The 21,372-nt window shown below is 72.3% G+C and carries 19 protein-coding genes; 18 read left to right on the top strand and 1 reads right to left on the bottom strand.

All coding sequences use genetic code 11. From position 1 onward, the window contains the following. Positions 1-128: 128 nt before the first annotated feature. The 8 genes from IE239_RS23225 (at position 129) to IE239_RS23260 (ending at position 10,905) form a co-directional block, all read left to right on the top strand. Positions 129-1,556: a hypothetical protein gene (locus IE239_RS23225; RefSeq protein ID WP_190151303.1), complete on the top strand. Its 1,428-nt coding sequence runs from the start codon at positions 129-131 to the stop codon at positions 1,554-1,556. Between the two features lie 247 nt (positions 1,557-1,803). Continuing rightward, entirely contained in the window at positions 1,804-2,646 is an 843-nt protein-coding gene (locus IE239_RS23230; protein ID WP_190151304.1) for a nitrilase-related carbon-nitrogen hydrolase, read from the top strand. Then, entirely contained in the window at positions 2,643-3,926 is a 1,284-nt protein-coding gene (locus IE239_RS23235; RefSeq protein WP_190151305.1) for an aspartate aminotransferase family protein, read from the top strand. The genes IE239_RS23230 and IE239_RS23235 overlap by 4 nt, the downstream gene beginning before the upstream one ends. Before the next feature lie 30 nt (positions 3,927-3,956). Beyond that, complete coding sequence (locus tag IE239_RS23240; protein ID WP_190151306.1) at positions 3,957-5,540, top strand: PucR family transcriptional regulator; 1,584 nt, start codon at positions 3,957-3,959, stop codon at positions 5,538-5,540. A gap of 180 nt (positions 5,541-5,720) precedes the next feature. Further along, positions 5,721-6,563, top strand: a complete 843-nt coding sequence (locus IE239_RS23245) for a nitrilase-related carbon-nitrogen hydrolase (RefSeq protein ID WP_190151307.1) — start codon at positions 5,721-5,723, stop codon at positions 6,561-6,563. Between the two features lie 94 nt (positions 6,564-6,657). After that, positions 6,658-8,061 carry a dihydropyrimidinase gene (gene hydA, locus IE239_RS23250; RefSeq protein WP_190151308.1) on the top strand — a complete coding sequence of 468 codons (1,404 nt, stop codon included), beginning with the start codon at positions 6,658-6,660 and terminating at the stop codon, positions 8,059-8,061. A gap of 134 nt (positions 8,062-8,195) precedes the next feature. Continuing rightward, on the top strand, positions 8,196-9,215 hold the full coding sequence (locus tag IE239_RS23255; RefSeq protein ID WP_190151309.1) for a TIGR03842 family LLM class F420-dependent oxidoreductase: 1,020 nt from the start codon (positions 8,196-8,198) through the stop codon (positions 9,213-9,215). Between the two features lie 151 nt (positions 9,216-9,366). Next, positions 9,367-10,905, top strand: a complete 1,539-nt coding sequence (locus tag IE239_RS23260; protein WP_190151310.1) for an NCS1 family nucleobase:cation symporter-1 — start codon at positions 9,367-9,369, stop codon at positions 10,903-10,905. Between the two features lie 85 nt (positions 10,906-10,990). Here the strand turns inward: IE239_RS23260 and IE239_RS23265 are convergent, their stop codons facing one another. After that, entirely contained in the window at positions 10,991-11,659 is a 669-nt protein-coding gene (locus IE239_RS23265; protein ID WP_190151311.1) for a hypothetical protein, read from the bottom strand. Between the two features lie 326 nt (positions 11,660-11,985). Between IE239_RS23265 and IE239_RS23270 the strand changes: the two genes are divergently transcribed. The 10 genes from IE239_RS23270 to IE239_RS23315 all read left to right on the top strand — a co-directional run bounded on the left by IE239_RS23270 (position 11,986) and on the right by IE239_RS23315 (position 21,369). Next, positions 11,986-12,297 (top strand): DUF6400 family protein, encoded by a 312-nt coding sequence (locus IE239_RS23270; RefSeq protein WP_190151312.1) that lies wholly within the window; start codon positions 11,986-11,988, stop codon positions 12,295-12,297. After that, the gene (locus tag IE239_RS23275; RefSeq protein ID WP_190151313.1) at positions 12,284-12,541 is read left to right on the top strand and encodes a hypothetical protein; all 258 of its coding nucleotides are present in this window, start codon (positions 12,284-12,286) and stop codon (positions 12,539-12,541) included. Before IE239_RS23270 ends, IE239_RS23275 begins: the two co-directional genes overlap by 14 nt. A 155-nt stretch (positions 12,542-12,696) precedes the next feature. Further along, entirely contained in the window at positions 12,697-14,439 is a 1,743-nt protein-coding gene (locus IE239_RS23280; protein WP_190151400.1) for a hydrogenase maturation protein, read from the top strand. 102 nt (positions 14,440-14,541) lie between these two features. Further along, complete coding sequence (locus IE239_RS23285) at positions 14,542-15,615, top strand: NADH-quinone oxidoreductase subunit B family protein (protein ID WP_190151314.1); 1,074 nt, start codon at positions 14,542-14,544, stop codon at positions 15,613-15,615. Between the two features lie 104 nt (positions 15,616-15,719). Beyond that, entirely contained in the window at positions 15,720-17,501 is a 1,782-nt protein-coding gene (locus IE239_RS23290; RefSeq protein WP_190151315.1) for a nickel-dependent hydrogenase large subunit, read from the top strand. Then, entirely contained in the window at positions 17,498-18,037 is a 540-nt protein-coding gene (locus tag IE239_RS23295; protein ID WP_190151316.1) for a NifU-related iron-sulfur-binding protein, read from the top strand. The genes IE239_RS23290 and IE239_RS23295 overlap by 4 nt, the downstream gene beginning before the upstream one ends. Beyond that, entirely contained in the window at positions 18,034-18,690 is a 657-nt protein-coding gene (locus IE239_RS23300; protein ID WP_190151317.1) for a DUF5947 family protein, read from the top strand. Before IE239_RS23295 ends, IE239_RS23300 begins: the two co-directional genes overlap by 4 nt. Beyond that, positions 18,687-19,379: a DUF6084 family protein gene (locus IE239_RS23305; RefSeq protein WP_190151318.1), complete on the top strand. Its 693-nt coding sequence runs from the start codon at positions 18,687-18,689 to the stop codon at positions 19,377-19,379. The genes IE239_RS23300 and IE239_RS23305 overlap by 4 nt, the downstream gene beginning before the upstream one ends. Next, complete coding sequence (locus IE239_RS23310; protein ID WP_190151319.1) at positions 19,376-20,821, top strand: hypothetical protein; 1,446 nt, start codon at positions 19,376-19,378, stop codon at positions 20,819-20,821. The genes IE239_RS23305 and IE239_RS23310 overlap by 4 nt, the downstream gene beginning before the upstream one ends. After that, positions 20,818-21,369: a hydrogenase maturation protease gene (locus IE239_RS23315; protein WP_190151320.1), complete on the top strand. Its 552-nt coding sequence runs from the start codon at positions 20,818-20,820 to the stop codon at positions 21,367-21,369. Before IE239_RS23310 ends, IE239_RS23315 begins: the two co-directional genes overlap by 4 nt. Positions 21,370-21,372: the final 3 nt, after the last annotated feature.

A 21,372-nucleotide genomic window follows, 5' to 3' on the forward strand; every position in this document is an offset into this window, starting at 1 on the left:
CGACATCCGCGCGGGGCCGTTCGGCGGCGCGGTCGCGTCCCCCTTCGAAAACTCCCCGTAGCCCCGCTGTAACACAACTGGTGTTCTCTACGAAGCCGGAGTGTTCCGGTCGGGGCGGGAGTCCAGCGATGACTGTGCATCAACTCCCGGGCCTGGTGCGGGAGTTCGCGAGCAACCTGAACGGGCTTCTGGCGCGCCTCGACCCGGGCGACGGCTGGTGCGCGGTGTTCTGGCAGCGTGATCCCGACGGTATGCGGGCCTGCCTCGACGGACGTGAGGTGCCTCCCTGGGACGTGGTGGAGGCGCTGCTCCAGGACCTCGCCGCCGCACACGGCTCCGGGGCCGCCGCGCAGGAGACGCTCCGGCTCCGGCCCCTGCACGTCGGCGCGCTCGCCGCCCACGACACCCGGCCCGGCGGCCGCGACGCGCTCGGGGACCGGCTCGACGTGATGCTCCGCGAACAGCGCTACGCCGCCGACCGGGTCGCCGACGTCGGCCGCCGGCTCGCCTCCGCGGCCACCCGGGAGCAGGCCGACGCCCTCCGCCTCGACCTGGCCTGGGCCCGTGACGACCACGAACGCGCCACCGCCCGGTGCGCCGAACTCCGCGACCGCATGGCGTACCTGGACCGCCTCCCGGCGCCCCCGCAGGCCGGGGCGGAGGCAGGAGCCGTGGACGGTGCTTCCGGCGACGAGCCCGGCCCGGCCGACGCGGCCGCGGTGCGCTCCGTGCCCGGTCAGCGCGCGGCGCACGCGGAGGCCGGTGCGGTCGCCGCCGGGCCGGACGCCGTGCCGCGGCAGCGCAAGCGCCGCCGCGGCGGCGCCCGGTTCGCCGGTATGGCCGAGGAGGACGCGCCGCCCGTCGCCGTGCCGCCCACCGCCGAACCGCAGGCGCCCACGCCCGCCGCGCCCGCGCGCCGCACCCCGCGCGGCGCCCGCTTCGCCGGAGCCGCCGCCGAGAGCGCGGAGCGCGACGCCGAGCCGCGGCGCGAGCCGCTGGACGCGGCCGCACGGCGGGAGACCGTCGAGGCGGTGCGGCGGGAGACCGTCGAGGCGGTGCGGCGGCTGGTGCGGCTGCGCGCCGAAGGCCGCAGCGGTGAGGCGCACGCCCTGCTGGTGGAACTCGCCCGCTGGCCGGCCGTTCGCATCCCGCTCCTCGCGGCCGAACTGCAGCGCACCGGGCTCGCCGCCGACTGGACCACCCTGCTCTGGGAGGCGGCCTCCCTGCCGGCCGACCGGCTCGTCGCGGCGGCCGACGCGCTGGTCGCGGTGGGGCGCACCGGTGACGGCGAGCAGATCCTGCGGCAGGGCGTGGCACGCCCCGCCGCCGAGATCGGGCAGGCCGTCCTCGCTCTGGTCGGGGACGGCCGACGGCGCGAGGCCCGCGCGCTGCTCGACGCCTACGTCCGGGTCCGCACCCCGCAGGAGGCCGCCCGCAGTGTCGCCCCGGACCCGCCCGCCCTCGTCCCGCTGCTGCTGCAGGCCGCCCGCGCCGTCTCCGAGGAACGCCGCTGGGACCTCGTGCACGCCCTCCGGGTCGCCGGGTTCACGGCCTGAGGGGGACGCAGCGCCCGCGGGATGCCTCCGCTGCGCCCGGCGGACAGGCGCGGCGGGCCTGCGCGGCCGCCCGGACCGGCACCGGGCCGGACGCTGGGCGACTCACCCACAGGAGTGTGAAACGCGATCGACTCCGCGGGTTGACGACGATGGTCTTGGCAAGCCCGTCCAGGAGGCTTACGTTCGTCCCTCTACGACCTGCGTCTACGGGCGTAGAGGCTCTGACGGCCTGTCGAAGGAGCAGCTCATGGCCAACGTCGTACGTGCCGCACTGGTCCAGGCCACCTGGACGGGCGACACCGAGTCCATGGTGGCGAAACACGAGGAGCACGCCCGCGAGGCGGCCCGCAGCGGCGCGAAGATCATCGGGTTCCAGGAGGTCTTCAACGCGCCCTACTTCTGCCAGGTCCAGGAGCCGGAGCACTACCGCTGGGCCGAGGCCGTCCCCGACGGGCCGACCGTGCGCCGTATGCAGGAGCTCGCGCGCGAGACGGGCATGGTGATCGTCGTCCCGGTCTTCGAGGTCGAGCAGTCCGGTTTCTACTACAACACCGCCGCCGTGATCGACGCGGACGGCTCGTACCTCGGCAAGTACCGCAAGCACCACATCCCGCAGGTCAAGGGCTTCTGGGAGAAGTACTACTTCCGGCCCGGCAACGCCGGCTGGCCCGTCTTCGACACGGCCGTCGGCAAGGTCGGCGTCTACATCTGCTACGACCGGCACTTCCCGGAAGGCTGGCGACAACTCGGCCTCCAGGGAGCACAGTTGGTCTACAACCCGTCCGCGACCCACCGTGGCCTCTCCGCCCACCTCTGGCAGCTGGAGCAGCCCGCGGCCGCGGTCGCCAACGAGTACTTCGTCGCCGCGATCAACCGCGTCGGCGTCGAGGAGTACGGGGACAACGACTTCTACGGGACCTCGTACTTCGTCGACCCGCGGGGCAGGTTCGTCGGCGACCTCGCGAGCGACAAGGACGAGGAACTCCTCGTCCGCGACCTCGACTTCGACCTGATCGAGGAGGTCCGGCAGCAGTGGGCCTTCTACCGGGACCGCCGTCCCGACGCCTACGACGGGCTGGTGCGGCCGTGAGCGAACTCCACGACCGCCACCGCCGCGTCCTGCCCGACTGGCTCGCCCTCTACTACGAGAAGCCGCTGGAGATCACCCACGGGGAAGGCCGGCACGTCTGGGACGCCGAGGGCAACAGGTACCTCGACTTCTTCGGCGGCATCCTCACCACGATGACCGCGCACGCGCTGCCCGAGGTCACCAAGGCGGTGAGCGAGCAGGCCGGGCGGATCATCCACTCCTCGACGCTCTACCTCAACCGGCCCATGGTCGAGCTGGCCGAGCGGATCGCGCACGTCAGCGGCATCCCCGACGCCCGCGTCTTCTTCACCACCTCCGGCACCGAGGCCAACGACACGGCCCTGCTGCTCGCCACCGCTCACCGGCGCAGCAACACGGTCCTGGCCATGCGCAACAGCTACCACGGGCGCTCCTTCAGCGCCGTCGGCATCACCGGCAACCGCGGCTGGTCGCCGACCTCGCTGTCCCCGCTGCAGACGCTGTACGTGCACGGCGGGGTGCGGGGCCGGGGCCCCTTCGCCGGTCTCGGCGACGCGGAGTTCATCGCCGCCTGTGTCGCGGACCTGAAGGACCTGCTCGGGCACACCCGCGCGCCCGCGGCGCTGATCGCCGAGCCCATCCAGGGCGTCGGCGGCTTCACCTCGCCGCCGGACGGACTGTACGCGGCCTTCCGCGAGGTGCTGGACGCCCACGGGATCCTGTGGATCGCCGACGAGGTGCAGACGGGCTGGGGCCGCACCGGCGAGCACTTCTGGGGCTGGCAGGCGCACGCTGACAACGGTCCGCCGGACATCGTCACCTTCGCCAAGGGCATCGGCAACGGCATGTCCGTCGGCGGGGTCGTCGCCCGCTCCGAGATCATGAACTGCCTGGACGCCAACAGCATCTCCACCTTCGGCGGCACCCAGGTCACCATGGCCGCCGGCCTCGCCAACCTCAACTACCTGCTGGAACACGACCTCCAGGGCAACGCCCGACGGGTCGGCGGTCTGCTCATCGAGCGGCTGCGGGCCGCAGCCGCCCAGGACCCGGGCGTCCACGAGGTGCGCGGTCGCGGACTGATGATCGGCGTCGAGCTGACCCGGCCCGGCACCCGACTGGCCGACCCCGGCCGAGCGGCCGCCGTGCTGGAGGCCGCCCGCGCCGGGGGGCTGCTGATCGGCAAGGGCGGCGGCCACGACACCAGCGCCCTGCGCATCGCCCCGCCGCTGTCCCTGACGGTGGCGGAGGCCGAGGAGGGCGCCGCCGTCCTCGAGAGCGCGCTGAGGAGCACGCTGTAGCGCCGGCCCGAGCCAAGGGAACACACCGCCATGAGCATCGCCTTGCAGTCCTGGGGCCCCGTGGAGCCGCTGGAACCCGCACTGTCGGTCCGTCAGGTCCTGTCCCTGGAAAGGGTGCTGGCCGGTGAGCCCGAGGTGGTGGCCGGCGCGTCCCAGCTCGACCGGCCGGTGCGCTGGGTGCACGTCGCCGAGGCGGCCGACGTCGGCGTGATGCTCAGCGGCGGCGAGATGGTCCTCACCACCGGAGTGCTGCTCGCCGGCGACGAGAACGCGCAGACCGAGTACATCCGGTCCCTGCACCGCGCGGAGGCGGCGGCCGTGGTGCTGGGCCTCGGCCGGGCCTTTCCCACCCCGCCGGACGTGATGCGGCGCGCCGCCGAGCGCTGCGCACTGCCGATGGTGGTCCTGCACCGCCCGTTCCCCTTCGCCGAGCTGACCGAGGAGGTCCAGTCCCGGCTGGTCCGGCGCAAGTTCGCCGCCGTCAGCCTGTCGGAGGCCGTGCGGACCGCGCTGACGACACTCATCACCGCGGGCGCCCCACTGCAACTGCTGCTGGACGAGATCGCCCAGCACGCCGCCTGTCCCGTCGTCGTCACCAACCTCGCCCACCGGGTGCTGGCCACGGCGGGGGAGCGCTCGGCGGTCGACGACGTGCTGCGGGACTGGGAGCGCATCGCCCGCCAGGCCGGAGGCAGCGAGGGCGACGGCTGGATCCGCGCCGAGCTGGGCGGACGCGGCGAGCGGTGGGGACAGATCATGCTCTGCGGCCACCGCGGCGACACCGCGGGCGGACGGCTGCTCGCCGACCGCGCCGCCGAGGCGCTCGTCCTGCACCGCATGCTCGGCGGCGCCTCCGCCCACACCTGGGAGGAGCAGTCCGCGCAGAGCCTGCTCACCGACCTGGTCTCCGGCGTCGTGCCGGCGCGGCAGCTGCTGCCCCGGGCGCGGGCGGCCGGCCTGCCCGTCAACCGGCGCACCTTCGTCCCGCTCGTCGTACGGGACGGCGATCCCGTCCGGCTCGAGCGCGTGCTGCGCCTGCTGGGGATGCCCGGGCTGGTCGCCGAGCTGGCCGACGGGGCCACCGCCGTCCTGCTCAGCCTGGCCCGCGACCAGGACGCCGAGGCGCTCGCCGCCCACTTCGCCGCCCGGCTGCGCACCGAGCCGGGAGAGCCACGCACCGTCGTCGCGGCGGCGGCGCCGCGGACCGTGTGGGACGAGGTGCCGTCCGGGCTGCGCGAGGCCCAGCACGTCGCGGACGCCGTGGCCGACTCCTCGGCCGCGCTCGGCCTCCCGGCCGTCGTCCGCCTCAAGGACGTCCATCTGCGGGGCCTGGTGCGGCTGTTGCGGGACGACCCGCATGTGCAGTCCTTCGCCGAGCGGGAGCTGGACGGACTGCTGTGCGCGGCCGGGGACGACCTGCTCGCCGTCCTGCGGACCTATCTGGCCACCGGCCGCAACAAGTCCCGCACCGCGCAGCTCCACCATGTGTCGCGGCCCGCGCTGTACCGCCGGCTGGAGGCGATAGAGGGCCGGCTCGGCGTGGACCTCGATGACTTCGAGCAGGCCGCCTCGGTGCATATCGCGCTGCTCGCGCACGACGCGCAGCGCAGCTGACCGCACGCGCGGGCAACCGCCCGGAAACACGGAACGACCTGGGGAAACGGTGGTGAGACATGGGGCGACGGCGACGTGACACGGTGGCACGCCGGACGCCCTCAGGCGTGACAGCGTGCCACTCAGAGCAGGCCGGCCGGCTTCCTAGGCTCCTCGCACACCGAGCGACCGGAGGTCCCGATGAGCCGAGTGATCCGCGCCGCCGTCTTCCAGACGGCCTGGACCGGCGACAAGGAATCGATGATCCAGGTCCACGAGCAGGCGGTCCGCGACGCGGCCGCGCAGGGCGCCCGGGTCCTGTGCTTCCAGGAGCTGTTCTACGGACCGTACTTCTGCCAGGTCCAGGACCCGCAGTTCTACGAGTACGCCGAGCGGATCCCCGACGGGCCGATCGTCAGGCGGTTCCAGGCGCTCGCCGAGGAGCACGGCATCGTCCTGGTGCTGCCGATGTACGAGGAGGAGCAGCCGGGCGTCCTCTACAACACCGCCGCCGTGATCGACGCGGACGGCTCGTACCTCGGCAAGTACCGCAAGCACCACATCCCCCAGGTCAAGGGCTTCTGGGAGAAGTTCTACTTCCGGCCCGGCAACGCGGGCTGGCCGGTCTTCGAGACGGCCGTCGGCAGGATCGGCGTCTACATCTGCTACGACCGCCACTTCCCCGAGGGCTGGCGCGCGCTGGGACTGGAGGGCGCGGAACTCGTCTTCAACCCCTCGGCGACCTCCCGCGGCCTGTCCTCCTACCTGTGGCAGCTGGAGCAGCCGGCGGCCGCGGTCGCCAACGAGTACTTCGTCGCCGCGATCAACCGCGTCGGCGTCGAGGAACTCGGCGACAACGACTTCTACGGGACCTCGTACTTCGTGGACCCGGAGGCCCAGTTCGTCGGGGAGGTGGCGAGCGACAAGGAGAGCGAACTCGTCGTCCGCGACCTGGACATGGCCAAGCTGCGCGAGGTGCGCGACCGCTGGCAGTTCTACCGGGACCGCCGCCCCGACGCCTACCCCCCGCTGACCGCGCCGTAGCCGGCCGCAGCCGTCGCCGGTCCGGCGGACGGGTGCCGGACCGGCGTCGTCCCCCAGGCACGACACCAGTGTTGAGCACGGCAGGAGAGGGAGCATGAGCAGCCGAACCGTCATCCGGGGTGGCCTCGTCATCACCGCGTCCGACGAGATCCACGCCGACGTACTGATCGAGGACGGCCGCGTCGCCGCCCTCGCCGCCTCCGGCACCCCGGCCGCCGCGGCCTGGACCGCCGAGAGGGTCGTCGACGCCACCGGGAAGTACGTCATCCCGGGCGGCGTCGACGTCCACACCCACATGGAACTGCCGTTCGGCGGCACCTTCGCCTCCGACACCTTCGAGACCGGCACCCGGGCGGCCGCCTGGGGCGGCACGACGACGATCGTCGACTTCGCCGTGCAGAGCGTCGGGCGCAGTCTGCGCGAGGGCCTGGACGCCTGGCACGGCAAGGCTGAGGGCAACTGCGCGATCGACTACGGCTTCCACATGATCGTCTCCGACGTGAACCAGGACACGCTCAAGGAGATGGACCTGCTGGTGGAGGAGGGCGTCACCTCCTTCAAGCAGTTCATGGCGTACCCAGGCGTCTTCTACAGCGACGACGGCCAGATCCTGCGCGCCATGCAGCGCTCCGCCGAGAACGGCGGACTGATCATGATGCACGCGGAGAACGGCATCGCCATCGACGTCCTCGTCGAGCAGGCGCTGGCGCGCGGCGAGACGGATCCGCGGTACCACGGCGAGGTCCGCAAGGCCCTCCTGGAGGCCGAGGCCACCCACCGTGCGATCAAGCTCGCCCAGGTCGCCGGGGCCCCGCTGTACGTGGTGCACGTGTCGGCGGCGGAAGCGGTCGCGGAACTGGCCCGGGCGCGCGACGAGGGGCGACACGTCTTCGGCGAGACCTGCCCGCAGTACCTGTTCCTCTCGACGGACAACCTCGCGGAGCCCGGCTTCGAGGGCTCCAAGTACGTGTGCTCCACACCGCTGCGGCCCAAGGAGCACCAGGCCAAGCTGTGGCAGGGCCTGCGCACCGACGATCTCCAGGTCGTCTCCACCGACCACTGCCCCTTCTGCTTCGTGGGCCAGAAGGAGCTCGGCCGGGGCGACTTCTCGAAGATCCCCAACGGGCTGCCGGGCGTCGAGAACCGCATGGACCTGCTGCACCAGGCCGTCGTCGACGGGCACATCAGCCGCCGCCGCTGGATCGAGATCGCCTGCGCCGCCCCGGCCCGCATGTTCGGCATGTATCCCAAGAAGGGCACCCTCGCCCCGGGCTCCGACGCCGACGTCGTCATCTACGACCCGCACGCCGAGCAGACCGTCTCCGCCGAGACCCACCACATGAACGTCGACTACTCGGCGTACGAGGGCAGGCGGCTCACCGGCCGCGTCGAGACGGTCCTCTCGCGGGGCGAACCCGTCATCGATCAGCGGAAGTTTGCAGGGCGTGCCGGTCACGGCCTGTACACGCCCCGCTCAACTTGCCAGTACCTCCAATGAGGTGACGCCGCAGCAACCAGGAGCAGCGCACGCGACTCCGCCCCCAGGGGGCTTCCCATCCGAAGACTGCGGTCCAGCCCGAACCGGCCCCTCACGGGGCGAAAGAACGCTACGAGACCATTGCAAGGAGACCGATGGACTTCGGACTTGTCCTCCAGACCGACCCCCCTGCATCCCGCGTCGTCGAGCTGATGAAGCGCGCCGAGGACAACGGCTTCACCCACGGCTGGACCTTCGACTCGGCCGTGCTCTGGCAGGAACCGTTCGTGATCTACAGCCAGATCCTGGCGAACACCAGCCGGCTGACGGTGGGCCCGATGGTCACCAACCCGGGCACCCGCACCTGGGAGGTCACCGCCTCCACCTTCGCCACCCTCAACGACATGTTCGGCAACCGCACGGTCTGCGGCATCGGCCGCGGCGACTCCGCGATGCGCGTCGCGGGCCGCCACCCCAACACCCTCGCCCGGATCAGCGCGGCCATGAAGGTCATCCGGGCGCTCGGCTCGGGCCAGGAGGCGGACCTCGGCGGCACGGTCGTCAGGTTCCCCTGGATCAAGGAGGGCGCGCACCTCCCCGTCTGGATGGCCGCGTACGGTCCCAAGGCGCTGAAGATGACCGGCGAGGAGGCCGACGGCTTCATCCTCCAGCTCGCCGACCTCTACCTCACCGAGTACATGGTGAAGGCCGTCAAGGACGCCGCCGTCGCCGCCGGCCGCGACCCCGCGGAGGTGAAGGTCTGCGTGGCGGCACCGGCGTACGTCACCGAGGACGACTCGCCCGAGGCGCTCGCCCACGCCCGCGAGCAGTGCCGCTGGTTCGGCGGCATGGTCGGCAACCACGTCGCCGACCTCGTCTCCAAGTACGGCGAGCACTCCGCCGCCGTCCCCGACGAACTCACCGACTACATCAAGTCCCGCGAAGGGTACGACTACTCGCACCACGGCCGGGCCGACAACCCCGACACCGCGTTCGTGCCCGACGAGATCGTCGACCGGTTCTGCCTGATCGGACCGGCCGAAAAGCACATCGAGAAGCTGACCGCGCTGCGCGCACTGGGCGTCGACCAGTTCGCCGTGTACGACATGCACGACGCGCGCGAGGCGACCATCGACGCCTACGGCACCACGGTGATCCCGGCCGTCAACGGCTGACCCGGCCCGTCCCCAGGGGCCCGGCCACTCGCCCTCAGCAGCAACTCACCTTCCCCCCACTCCAGTTCTCCCCTCCTCCACCTCCCCGGAGGAGGGGACCCGGAGACCCGCACGGCCTTTCCGGATCCGCCCCTCTTTGATTGGCCTGCCCATGACCGACACCGCTCCCACGGCCATACCGCCGACCTCTCAAGTCACCCTGGCCGACGGCCGGGTGGAGATCGCCCCCGGTTCGCCGCAGCCCAGCGGCCCCTACGCCAACGAGGACCTGCTGCCGGTCCCCGTGGAGAAGCGCACCTGGACCACGTACAACTTCTCCGCGCTGTGGGTCGGCATGGCCCACAACACGGCGTCGTGGACGCTGGCCTCCGGTCTGATCGCCGTCGGCATGGACTGGAAGCAGGCGGTGCTCACCATCGCCCTGGCCAATGTCATCGTGCTGGTCCCGATGCTGCTCACCGGGCACGCGGGGCCGAAGTACGGGATCCCCTTCCCGGTCTTCGCCCGCGCCTCCTTCGGCATCCGCGGCGCCAACCTGCCCGCCGTGGTGCGGGCGTTGGTGGCCTGCGGCTGGTTCGGCATCCAGACCTGGATCGGCGGCGAGGCGATCTACTTCCTCGCCGGGAAACTGATCGGCAACGGCTGGTCCGAAGCCGGTGAGATCGGCGGCCACGCCTGGACGATGTGGCTGTCGTTCGCGATCTTCTGGGCGATCCAGGTCGCGATCATCTACCGGGGCATGGAGACGATCCGGCGCTTCGAGAACTGGGCGGCGCCCTTCGTCCTGGTCGGCGCGCTGGTGATGCTGATCTGGATGAGCGGCAAGGCCGGCGGTTTCGGCCCGTTGCTCGACCAGCCGTCCAGGCTCGGCTGGGGCGCCGACTTCTGGAAGCTGTTCTGGCCGTCCCTGATGGGCATGATCGGTTTCTGGTCGACGCTGTCGCTGAACATCCCGGACTTCACGCGGTACGGAAAGTCGCAGAAGGCGCAGACCCGCGGGCAGGCGCTCGGCCTGCCGACCACCATGACGCTGTTCGCGCTGCTGTCGGTCATGGTCACCTCCGGTTCGCAGGCGGTGTACGGCGAGACGATCTGGGATCCGGTACAGCTCGCCGCCAAGACCGACAACGTCTTCGGTCTGCTGTTCGCGCTGGTGACCGTTCTGGTGGCGACCCTGTCCGTGAACGTCGCCGCCAACCTGGTCTCGCCGGCCTTCGACTTCTCCAACATCGCGCCGCGGAGGATCAGTTTCCGTACCGGCGCCCTCGTCACCTGCGTCCTCGGGGTGCTGATCTTCCCGTGGAAGCTGTACTCCGACCCGCAGGGCTACATCTTCACCTGGCTCGGCCTGGTCGGCGGCCTGCTCGGCACGGTCGCCGGCATCCTCATCGCCGACTACTGGATCCTGCGCCGCGGCAGGCTCGACCTGACCGACCTGTACCGTGCGGGCGGCCGCTACTGGTACGACGCCGGCTGGAACTGGCGGGCCGTGGCGGCCTTCGTGGCCGGAGGCGTCCTCGCCGTCGGCGGCGCCGGCTTCAAGCCGCTGATCGACGGCCGCCCGGTCCCGGCGCTGGAACCCCTCGCCGACTACGGCTGGGCGGTCGGGCTCGGCACCTCGATGGCCCTGTACCTGGTCCTGATGACGCTGCTGCCCGCACGGCAGGAAGAGCAGGCGGACGCCGTCTGACGTGCGGCGCGAGAACGGCCGCAGGAGCGATTCGGCTCCTGCGGCCGTCGCGTCCCGCGGCCCGTGCGGTGCGCGGCGGGAGCGCTCAGCTCTTCCGGCCGTTCGACAGGGCGGCCACCGCTTCCTTGGCCGCCCTGATCGCGCCCTTGTTGATCTCGTCGGTGGCGGGCGCCTTCTTCGACTCGAAGTCGCTGCCGTTGTAGTTGACGACGACCAACGCGTTGGACACCCGGGCGATGACGACGCCCTCACGGGTCTGCTGTTTGTCCTGCGTCGTCAGGTTGACCACCGAGTACGCCGCGTTCCCGAGCCCGGGCACCGCCCCGCCGCCGCTCTTCTCCTTGACGCGCTCCTCGTACGAACTGCGTGCCGCGTCGTCCGAGTCCGTGATCTCGAAGGAGATGTCCAGCCAGCGGTAGTCGTATCCCTTGAGCGCGTTCCACGAGCAGGTGCGGCGCAGAGCGGTGTCCGTGGACGGGATCTCCTTGCCGGCCGTCTTGGCGCCCGGCACCAGCGTGGTGACCGTCTTCGCGGCCACACCGGCGCAGGGGGCGGGCGCGGCGCCGTACGTCTTGGAAACGGCCGTCGTGGACGGCTCGGACGTCTCCTCGGACCGGGTCTGCTGCGTGTCCTTGGCCGCGGTGTCCTGCGTCGCGGTGAGCGGTCCGGAGGTCAGCGCCCAGCCCGCGCAGGCGAGCACGGCCACGGGGGACAGGCGCGCGGTGAGGGCGAGCGGCAGCGGAAGAGAGCGCACGGCGCACTTTCGTGGGGGACGGTGCGGACGGGGTCCGCAGTGCGGACGGTGGACGCCAGTGTCACACGACTGTCTGCGGGGCGGAAGCGAAAACTCGCTGCGTGCACGCGCGGTGACGAAGGGCCGCGTCAATTCCACGGCATTGCAGGCCCATTGGCGCGTATGAGGAGAAAACGGGCCCGAAGGACTCTTCGGTCCGGCCTGACGTCCCGCGGCCCCGACGACGGGCCGGAGCCGACGGGCGCCCCGGCGCGACGGTTGTGACGGTTGTGACGTCTCCCACCCGCTCTTGCCGGGGCGAGGACCGCCTGCCTACGTTCGGTCGCATGTCCACCCGTGACCGCGCCCTTCCGGGCGACCCCGACGAACCCGCCGCCGCGAGCCGGCCCGCGGAGCGGCCCGACGCCGTCCCCACGGTGGACCTGGCCGTCGACCTCGGCGCACACGAGATGCTCCGGCGCGCCCATGTCCTGGACGCTCTCGGCCCCGACTGGGACCCCGTCGCCGCGCTGCGGGGCGAGGAGGCCGCGTACGACCTGCTGTACTCCGGCCTCGACGCGGAGCAGCAGCGTGTGTACGACGAGCTGGTCTCGGCCGGTGTGCTCCCCTCGCGAGGAGACGGCCGTGCTGCCCCTTGACCCGCAGGCGGACGCGGGACGCCGCGCCTGGGTGGCCTGCCCGAACTGCGACGACCGCCGCGGATGCGCCCGTTGCGAGCAGGGCCGCACCTGCTCCGAGCACTGGCGCTACCTGCTCTCCCACGTCGGCAGCCTGCTCCACCTCCAGTGCCGGTCGTGCACCCACATCTGGGCCCACGAGACGCATTTCGGCGCCACCCGCACCCCCTGGGAGCGCATCACCAGCGGCCTGCGACGCCCCTGACCGCCGACGCGGGACGGTGGCCGTGAGGCCGGACGGCGGATCGACGCCCGCTTTCGGATGACCGTGCCGCCTGCCGCCGGGGACGGCGGCACGCCGTGGCCGAGGATCGCACCGGCGGCCCCTGCTGCCTGCCGTTCGTCCGCCCGGAGGCAGCCGTGCACATCCTGCTCCTTGCCAGTGCGTTCAACAGCCTGACCCAGCGCGTGCACGCCGAACTGCGCGACCACGGCCACCGGGTGGCGGTGGAACTCGCCCTGCCCGGCGGCTCGATGCCGGAGGCCGTACGGCGGCACGCACCGCAGCTCGTCGTCGCGCCGATGCTGAAGTCGGCGATTCCCGAGGAGGTCTGGGCGGCGTACCCCTGCTTCGTCGTCCATCCGGGGCCCGTGGGCGACCGTGGACCGTCCTCCCTGGACTGGGCGATCCACGAGGGCGCCGACGCATGGGGCGTCACCGTCCTGCAGGCCGACGCCGAGATGGACGCCGGCGACGTGTGGGCCACCGTGCCGTGCCGGCTTCCCGAGGTGTCCAAGAGCGAGCTGTACCGGGGCGAGATCGCCGACGCCGCACTCGAGGCCGTGCTGCTCGCGGTGGAGCGCTTCGCCGGTGGCGCCTACGTGCCGCGCGGGCAGGACGCGGACCGCGCGGCCGAGGCCCGCCTGCGCACACGTCCGTACATGGACCAGAGCGTCCGCCGGATCGACTGGTCCGAGGACTCCACGCGGACCGTCCTGCGCAAGCTGAGAGCGGCGGACTCGCAGCCCGGTGTGCTGGACACGCTGCTCGGCGGCGAGTGGTACCTGCACGGCGGTCACCCCGAGGGCGTGCTGCGCGGCCGGCCCGGCGAGCTGCTGGCGACGCGGGCCGGGGCGATCTGCCGGGCCACCCGGGACGGCGCCGTGTGGATTCCCGAACTGCGGCCCCGGCGCGAGACCGGTCGGCCCCCCACGTTCGGACTGCCCGCCGTACGGGCGCTGGGCGACCGGCTGCCGCCGCTGCCCGAGAAGCCCGCCCCCCGGTGGTCCGGCGCGGGGAACCGCGGCTGGGCGGACATCCGCTACCGGGAGGAGCGGAACGCGGGGTTCCTCTCGTTCTCCTTCCCCGGCGGCGCCATGAGCACCGGGCAGTGCCGGCGGCTGCTGGACGCCTACCGGGAAGCGTGCGGGCGCCCCACGTCGGTGCTGGTGCTGGGCGGCGAACGGGACTTCTTCTGCAACGGGATCCACCTCGACGTCATCGAAGCGGCCGACGACCCCGCCGCCGAGTCCTGGGCGAACATCAACGCCATCGACGACCTGGTCGAGGCGGTCCTGACGACGACGGACCGGCTGGTGGTCTCGGCGGTCGCGGGCAACGCCGCCGCCGGCGGGGTCATGCTCGCCCTGGCGGCCGACGAGGTGTGGTGCCGCACGGGCGCCGTGCTGAACCCGCACTACCGCCTGATGGGCCTGTACGGCTCGGAGTACTGGACCCACACGCTGCCGCGCAGGGTGGGCCCCGGGACGGCCGAACGTCTCATGCGCGACGCGCTGCCGGTGAGCTCGGCGGGCGCCCTGCGCCTCGGGCTCGCCGACCGCGTGGTCGACAGCGCACCCGAAGGGTTCGCGCGCGAGGTCGCAGACCTGGCGGCGCGGCTGGCGGCACTGCCGGCGACCGCGTCCCGGATCGCCGCCAAGAAGGCGGCGCTGGACCGGCTGCAGAGCGTGACCCCGCTGGCCGGCTTCCGTGAGCGGGAGCTCACCCGGATGCGCCGCGCCTTCGACGACCCCGACGCCCCGTACCACACGCTGCGCCGTTCCTTCGTCCACAAGGAGAGGCCCCCGCGCACCCCGCCGCACCTCGGCCCGGCCGCGGTTGCGGGAACGGGTCCGGCCCCCTCTGCCGCCGGCATCACCTGAACGGCCCCCGCTGCCGTCTCATCACGGCCGGACGGCTGCTACGAAGAAGATCGAGGGCCGAAACGCAGGCCTTCATCCCTTACCTCCCCAGGAGGCGGTCCCATGACTGAGGCGACGGCGAGGACGGTCGGCGCTGCGCCCGCCGAAGAGACACCCACGATCCACATTCTCTGGATCAACGCGGGGCTGAGCTGCGACGGCGACTCCGTCTCGTTGACGGCGGCCATGCAGCCGAGCATCGAGGAGATCGTGCTCGGCGTGCTGCCGGGGCTTCCGAAGATCGCCGTCCACTGGCCGCTCATCGACTTCGAATGCGGTCCGATCGGCGGCTCGGACACGTTCATCGAGTGGTTCTTCAAGGGGGAGCGGGGCGAGATCGACCCGTTCGTCCTGGTCGTCGAGGGTTCCATCCCCAACGAGGCGATCAAGCCCGAGGGCTACTGGTGCGGGTTCGGCGACAACCCGGAGACCGGCCAGCCGATCACCACCAGCGAGTGGATCGACCGGCTGGCGCCCAAGGCCCTGGCGGTCGTCGCGATCGGCACCTGCGCCACCTACGGCGGCATCCACGCCATGGCGGGCAACCCCACCGGCGCGATGGGCGTGCCGGACTACCTCGGCTGGGACTGGAAGTCCCACGCCGGCATCCCCATCGTGTGCGTGCCCGGCTGTCCCATCCAGCCCGACAACTTCTCCGAGACGCTCACCTACCTGCTCTACCAGGCCACCGGCGCCGCGCCGATGATCCCGCTCGACGACAAGCTGCGGCCCACCTGGCTGTTCGGGGCCACCGTCCACGAGGGCTGCGACCGCGCGGGCTACTACGAACAGGGTGAGTTCGCCCTGTCGTACGACTCCCCGAAGTGCCTGGTCAAGCTGGGCTGCTGGGGCCCGGTCGTCAAGTGCAACGTGCCCAAGCGCGGTTGGATGAACGGCATCGGCGGCTGCCCGAACGTCGGCGGCATCTGCATCGCCTGCACCATGCCGGGCTTCCCCGACAAGTTCATGCCGTTCATGGACGAGCCCCCCGGCGCCAAGGTCTCCAGCACGGCCAGCGGCGCCTACGGGGCCGTCGTCCGCAAGCTGCGCTCGATCACGGCGAAGACGGTGGACAAGGAGCCCAGGTGGCGCCGTACCGGAGAGAAGATCACCACCGGCTACCGGCCGCCCTGGTGACGCCCCGCCACGACTGACCCCGCACGTCCCCCACGACCGACCCGCTTCTGCTTCGCGCACCCCACAACCGAACCTCCCGCGCAACGAAGGGCACGGCAAAGACGATGGCAACGACGAAGGCGGCCGGCGACGGCAGCGGCCTGGTGGAGATGGCCTGGGACCCGATCACCCGGATCGTGGGCAGCCTGGGCATCCACACGAAGATCGACTTCAAGCAGAAGCGGGTCGCGGAGTGCTACAGCACCTCGTCGGTCTTCCGCGGCTACAGCGTCTTCATGCGCGGCAAGGACCCGCGCGACGCCCACTTCATCACCAGCCGCATCTGCGGGATCTGCGGCGACAACCACGCCACCTGCTCGGTGTACGCGCAGAACATGGCGTACGGCGTGAAGCCCCCGAACCTCGCCGAATGGATCATCAACCTCGGCGAGTCCGCGGAGTACATGTTCGACCACAACATCTTCCAGGAGAACCTGGTCGGGGTCGACTACTGCGAGAAGATGGTCAGGGAGACCAACCCCGGCGTCCTCGCACTCGCCGAGCGCACCGAGGCCCCGCACGCGGCCGAGCACGGCTACCGCACCATCGCCGACATCATGCGCTCGCTGAACCCCCTCGAAGGGGAGTTCTACCGCGAGGCCCTCCAGGTCAGCCGCTACACCCGCGAGATGTTCTGCCTGATGGAGGGCCGCCATGTGCACCCCTCCACCCTCTACCCGGGCGGCGTCGGCACCATCGCCTCCGTGCAGCTCTTCACCGACTACCTCAGCCGGCTGATGCGCTACGTCGAGTTCATGAAGCGCGTTGTGCCCCTGCACGACGACCTGTTCGACTTCTTCTACGAGGCGCTGCCCGGCTACGAGGAAGTGGGCCGCCGCCGTGTCCTGCTCGGCTGCTGGGGAGCGCTGAACGACCCGGAGTACTGCGACTTCACCTACGCCAACATGACGGACTGGGGCCGGCGGATGTTCGTCACGCCCGGCATCGTCGTCGACGGCAAGCTGGTCACCAACGACCTCACCGAGATCAACCTCGGCATCCGCATCCTGCTGGGCAGCTCCTACTACGAGGACTGGCGGGGCCAGGAGCAGTTCGTCACCCATGACCCGCTGGGCAACCCGGTGGACCCGCGCCACCCGTGGAACCAGCACACCATCCCCGCCCCGCAGAAGCGGGACTTCGACGACAAGTACAGCTGGGTCATGTCCCCGCGCTGGTTCGACGGCAAGGACCACCTCGCCCTGGACACCGGAGGCGGCCCCATCGCCCGCCTGTGGTCCACCGCCCTGTCCGGACTCGTCGACATCGGCTACGTCAAGGCCACCGGGCACAGCGTGGTCATCAACCTGCCGCGCACCATGACCAAGCCGGAGACCACCTTCGAGTGGAACATCCCGAAGTGGTCCAACGCGCTGGAGCGCAACCGCGCGCGCACCTACTTCCAGGCGTACTCCGCCGCCGTCGCGCTGCACTTCGCGGAGAAGGGCCTGGAGGAGGTCCGCGCCGGACGCACCCAGACCTGGGAGAAGTTCGAGGTGCCCCAGGAGGGCATCGGCGTCGGTTTCACCGAGGCGGTCCGTGGAGTCCTCTCCCACCACATGGTGATCCGGGACGGAAAGATCGCCAACTACCACCCCTACCCGCCCACCCCCTGGAACGCCAGCGTCCGCGACTCCTACGGCACCCCGGGCCCGTACGAGGACGCAGTGCAGAACACCCCGATCTTCGAGGAGAACACCCCGGACGACTTCAAGGGCATCGACATCATGCGCGCCGTCCGCAGCTTCGACCCCTGTCTTCCCTGCGGCGTCCACATGTACGTCGGCGGCGGCAAGACGGTGAAGTCGATGCACGTGCCCACCGGCCTGAGCGGACTGGGCGGATGAGCGCGCCGACGACGGCGCGACCCGTCGACGCGGAGCAGACCGGGCGCCGGGTCGAGGAGGTGCTGGACCGGCTGGCCGGGAGCGACCCGGCCGCCGCGGCGGCGGCCGAGGAACTGGTCCGCTCCCTCATGGACTTCTACGGCTCGGGCCTGGCCCGCGTCCTGCACCTGCTGTCCGACGCTCCGGGCGACCCGCTCGCCGTCCTGCTCGGGGACGAACTCGTCGCGAGCCTCCTCGTCCTGCACGACCTGCACCCCGAGGACCGCGACACCCGTATCGCCCGGGCCCTCGGCAGCGTCCGGGAACACGCCCTGGACGTCGTGGACTTCGACGAGGAGAGCGGCGCCCTGACCCTGCGGGCCGGGGAGTCGAGCGGCTGTGGCTGCGGCTCCGGCGCGAGCGCCCGGGAGGCCGCGCGCGCGGCCCTCGCCTGCTTCGCGCCGGAGGTCACGGCCGTCGACGTGCGGACCGGGCCGTCCGGGCCCGCGCTCCTCCAGATCGGCACCGGGCCGGCGGGCCCGACGGGGACCCGATGAACGCTTCCCCGGCGCCCGCCCGGCGCGCGCACCCCGCCGGACTGCGCAGGTTCCGCACCGAGCGCACGCCGCGGCCCGAGCGCTGCGAACTGTGCGCGGTGGCCGTGCCCGAGGCCGGCCACCGCCACCTGGTCGACACGGAAAAGCGCGCCCTGGTCTGCGCCTGCACCGCCTGTGCGCTGCTGATGGAACAGCCGGGCGCCGCCGCGGGCCGCTTCCGCACCGTCCCGGCCCGCTACCTCACCGACCCCGGTCACCGCCTCGACGAGAGCGCGTGGGACGCGCTGCAGATCCCGGTCGGCGTCGCCTTCCTGTTCCGCAACGCCGCGCTCGACCGGCTGGTCGCCCTCTACCCGAGCCCGGCCGGAGCCACCGAGAGCGAACTCGAACCGGCCGCCTGGACGGCGGTCCTCGGCCGCAGCCCCCTCGCCGAGCTGCTCGAACCCGACGTGGAGGCGCTGCTGCTGCGCCGCACCGACGGCCGCTTCGAGTGCCACCTCGTCCCCATCGACATCTGCTACGAACTCGTCGGCCGCATGCGCCTGTTGTGGCAGGGCTTCGACGGCGGGGCCGAGGCCCGCGCCGCTCTGGACGCGTTCTTCGCGGACGTCGCGCGACGCGCCCGGCCCGTGGACGAGGCGGTGCGCCCGTGACGGAGTTCTCCTTCGCCTGCACGGGCGTGCGCGCCGACCGCTACGCCGCCGGACCGACCCTCGTCTTCCGGCTGCGCGTGACCGCCGCCGGCGGCGCACGCGTGCACGCCCTCGCGCTGCGCTGCCAGATCCGCATCGAACCGGCGCGCCGCGGCTACGGGCCCGCGGAGGCCGACGGCCTCGCGGACCTCTTCGGCGAGCGCTCCCGCTGGGGCAGCACGCTCCAGCCGGTGCAGTTCGCCCAGATCGCGCTCATGGTCCCGGGTTTCACCGGCGAGACCGAGGCCGACCTCGTGGTGCCCTGCACCTACGACATGGACATCGCGGGGACCCGCTACCTCACCGCCCTCACCGGCGGCGAGGTCCCGCTGCTGATGCTGTTCTCCGGCACGGCCTTCACCGGGGACGGCGGTTTCCAGGTGGAGCCCGTGCCGTGGGACCGCGAGGCGGCCTACCGGATGCCGGTCGCGACCTGGCGGGAGATGGTCGAGCAGCACTTCCCCGGCTGCGGCTGGATCCGCCTGCCGCGCGACACCATGGACGCCCTCCTCGCCTACCGCTCCCGGCGCGCGCTGCCCTCCTGGGAGGCGACCCTCGAGGCCCTCCTCGACGACGGCGCCGCCGCGGACCCGCCCCGCAGCGACCCGCTGCGCGCGCTCACCGGCACCACCGGAAGGACGGATCCGTGACCGTGACCGCGTTCCCCTCCGAGACGCAGGAGCGGTTCGCCCTCGCCCGGCAGGTGGCCGACGCCGTCCTCTTCGAGGGCTATGTGCTCTACCCGTACCGCGCCTCGGCGGCCAAGAACCGGCTGCGCTGGCAGTTCGGGGTGCTGGTGCCGCCCGGCTGGGGCGCCGAGTGCGAGGAGCACGACTTCCAGCACACCGAATGCCTGATGGAACCGGGGGCGGGCGCGACCCTCTCGGTCGAGGTGCGCTTCCTGCACGCGCGACGGCGCACCGTGCAACGGGCCCGCCCGGACGGCGGCTTCGACACGGTCGCCGAACTCCGCCTCGACGACCGGGTGCTGATGCCCTGGGACGAGGGGGCCGAGGAACGCGTCGAGGTGGTCGCCCCGGTGGACGACCTCCTCGGCGACGGCGTCACGCATCCCTTCCGCCGACCCGCCGGGGAGGACGCCGAACCGGTCCTGGACGCGGCCGGCCGCACCGTCGGCCGACTGCTGCGGCGGCGCGAGGAGATCAGCGGGACGATCCGGCTGTCCGCCCGCGAACTCGACGGCCCCTACCGGGCCCTGCGGCTGACCGCCGTCGTCGAGAACACCAGTGCCTGGACGCCGTCCGACGCCCGTGACGCGGGCCGGGACGCGGCGCTGCGGCACTCCCTGGTGGCCACCCACCTCCTCATGGCCCTCAGCGCCGGGTCGTTCCTGTCGATGACCGATCCCCCCGAGTGGGCCAGGGGCGCGGTCGCCGCCTGCCGCAACCTGCACACCTGGCCCGTGCTCGCCGGCGAACCCGGCAGCGCCGACCTGGTGCTGTCCTCGCCGATCATCCTGGAGGACCATCCGGCCATCGCGCCGGAGAGCCCCGGCGCGCTCTACGACGCCACCGAGATCGACGAGATCCTGGCGCTGCGCACCGCGGCCCTCACCGACGAGGAGAAACGCGAGGCCCGGGGCACCGACGAGCGGGCCGCCGCCGTGATCGAGCTGGCCGACTCGATGCCGCCCGAGGTGCTGGAGCGGCTGCACGGCGCGGTGCGCGGTCTGCGCGAGGCGACCGGCCCGGCCCCCACCGCCCCCGCCTCCGCCGCGCCGGACGGCGGCTTCCCCGACGAGCACGGGGTGCAGCGGCCGGACACCCCCTGGTGGGATCCCGCGAGCGAGGCGGGCTTCGACCCGGCGCGGGACCACGTCGTCGTGGACGGCCGCCGCGTGGGCAAGGGCAGCCGCGTCGCACTGCGCCCGGGCCTGCGCCGCAGCGACGCGCAGGACATCTTCCTGCACGGCCGCGCCGCGACGGTCGAGGCCGTGCTGCACGACGTCGACGGCGCGGTGCACCTGGCGGTCACGGTCGAGGGCGACCCGGGCGCCGACATCCGCCGCGAGCAGGGACGGTTCCTGTACTTCCAGCCCGACGAGGTCACACCGCTGGAGGACCCGGCATGAACCCCTCCCCACCCGCACGCCACAGGACGCTCGTGGCGGGCATCGGCAACGTCTTCCTCTCGGACGACGGCTTCGGCGTGGAGACCGCCCGCCGGCTCGCCGGGCGCGAACTGCCCGCACACGTCGAGGTCGTGGACATCGGGGTGCGCGGAGTGCACCTCGCCTATCAGCTCCTGGACGGCTACGACACCGTCGTCCTGGTGGACGCCACGGCGCGCGGCGAGGCTCCCGGCACGCTGTACGTGATCGACCACGACATCGGCGCCGGGAGCCCCTCGCCCGCCGCGCCCGCGTTGGACGGCCACCGGATGACCCCGGACGCCGTCCTTGCGCTGCTGGGCACCCTGTGCGCCGGGACCGGCGGCGAGCCGCCGCGCCGCGTCCTGGTCGTCGGATGCGAACCGGCCTCGGTGGACGAGGGCATCGGCCTCAGCGCGCCGGTGGCCGACGCCGTGCCGGAGGCCGTCCGGCTGATCGAAGAACTGCTGCGCGACGGCGAGCCGGGAGAGTCCGCGCCGCGGGCCACGGCCGGTGGGATCTCGACATGAGGA

Source organism: Streptomyces humidus (assembly GCF_014649655.1).
Lineage (GTDB): Bacteria > Actinomycetota > Actinomycetes > Streptomycetales > Streptomycetaceae > Streptomyces > Streptomyces humidus.

Coding starts and splice junctions, on each gene's coding strand:
- IE239_RS23225 (WP_190151303.1), top strand. CDS start 129: ATGACTGTGCATCAACTCCCGGGCCTGGTGCGGGAGTTCGCGAGCAAC.
- IE239_RS23230 (WP_190151304.1), top strand. CDS start 1,804: ATGGCCAACGTCGTACGTGCCGCACTGGTCCAGGCCACCTGGACGGGC.
- IE239_RS23240 (WP_190151306.1), top strand. CDS start 3,957: ATGAGCATCGCCTTGCAGTCCTGGGGCCCCGTGGAGCCGCTGGAACCC.
- IE239_RS23245 (WP_190151307.1), top strand. CDS start 5,721: ATGAGCCGAGTGATCCGCGCCGCCGTCTTCCAGACGGCCTGGACCGGC.
- hydA (WP_190151308.1), top strand. CDS start 6,658: ATGAGCAGCCGAACCGTCATCCGGGGTGGCCTCGTCATCACCGCGTCC.
- IE239_RS23255 (WP_190151309.1), top strand. CDS start 8,196: ATGGACTTCGGACTTGTCCTCCAGACCGACCCCCCTGCATCCCGCGTC.
- IE239_RS23260 (WP_190151310.1), top strand. CDS start 9,367: ATGACCGACACCGCTCCCACGGCCATACCGCCGACCTCTCAAGTCACC.
- IE239_RS23270 (WP_190151312.1), top strand. CDS start 11,986: ATGTCCACCCGTGACCGCGCCCTTCCGGGCGACCCCGACGAACCCGCC.
- IE239_RS23285 (WP_190151314.1), top strand. CDS start 14,542: ATGACTGAGGCGACGGCGAGGACGGTCGGCGCTGCGCCCGCCGAAGAG.
- IE239_RS23290 (WP_190151315.1), top strand. CDS start 15,720: ATGGCAACGACGAAGGCGGCCGGCGACGGCAGCGGCCTGGTGGAGATG.
- IE239_RS23295 (WP_190151316.1), top strand. CDS start 17,498: ATGAGCGCGCCGACGACGGCGCGACCCGTCGACGCGGAGCAGACCGGG.
- IE239_RS23300 (WP_190151317.1), top strand. CDS start 18,034: ATGAACGCTTCCCCGGCGCCCGCCCGGCGCGCGCACCCCGCCGGACTG.
- IE239_RS23315 (WP_190151320.1), top strand. CDS start 20,818: ATGAACCCCTCCCCACCCGCACGCCACAGGACGCTCGTGGCGGGCATC.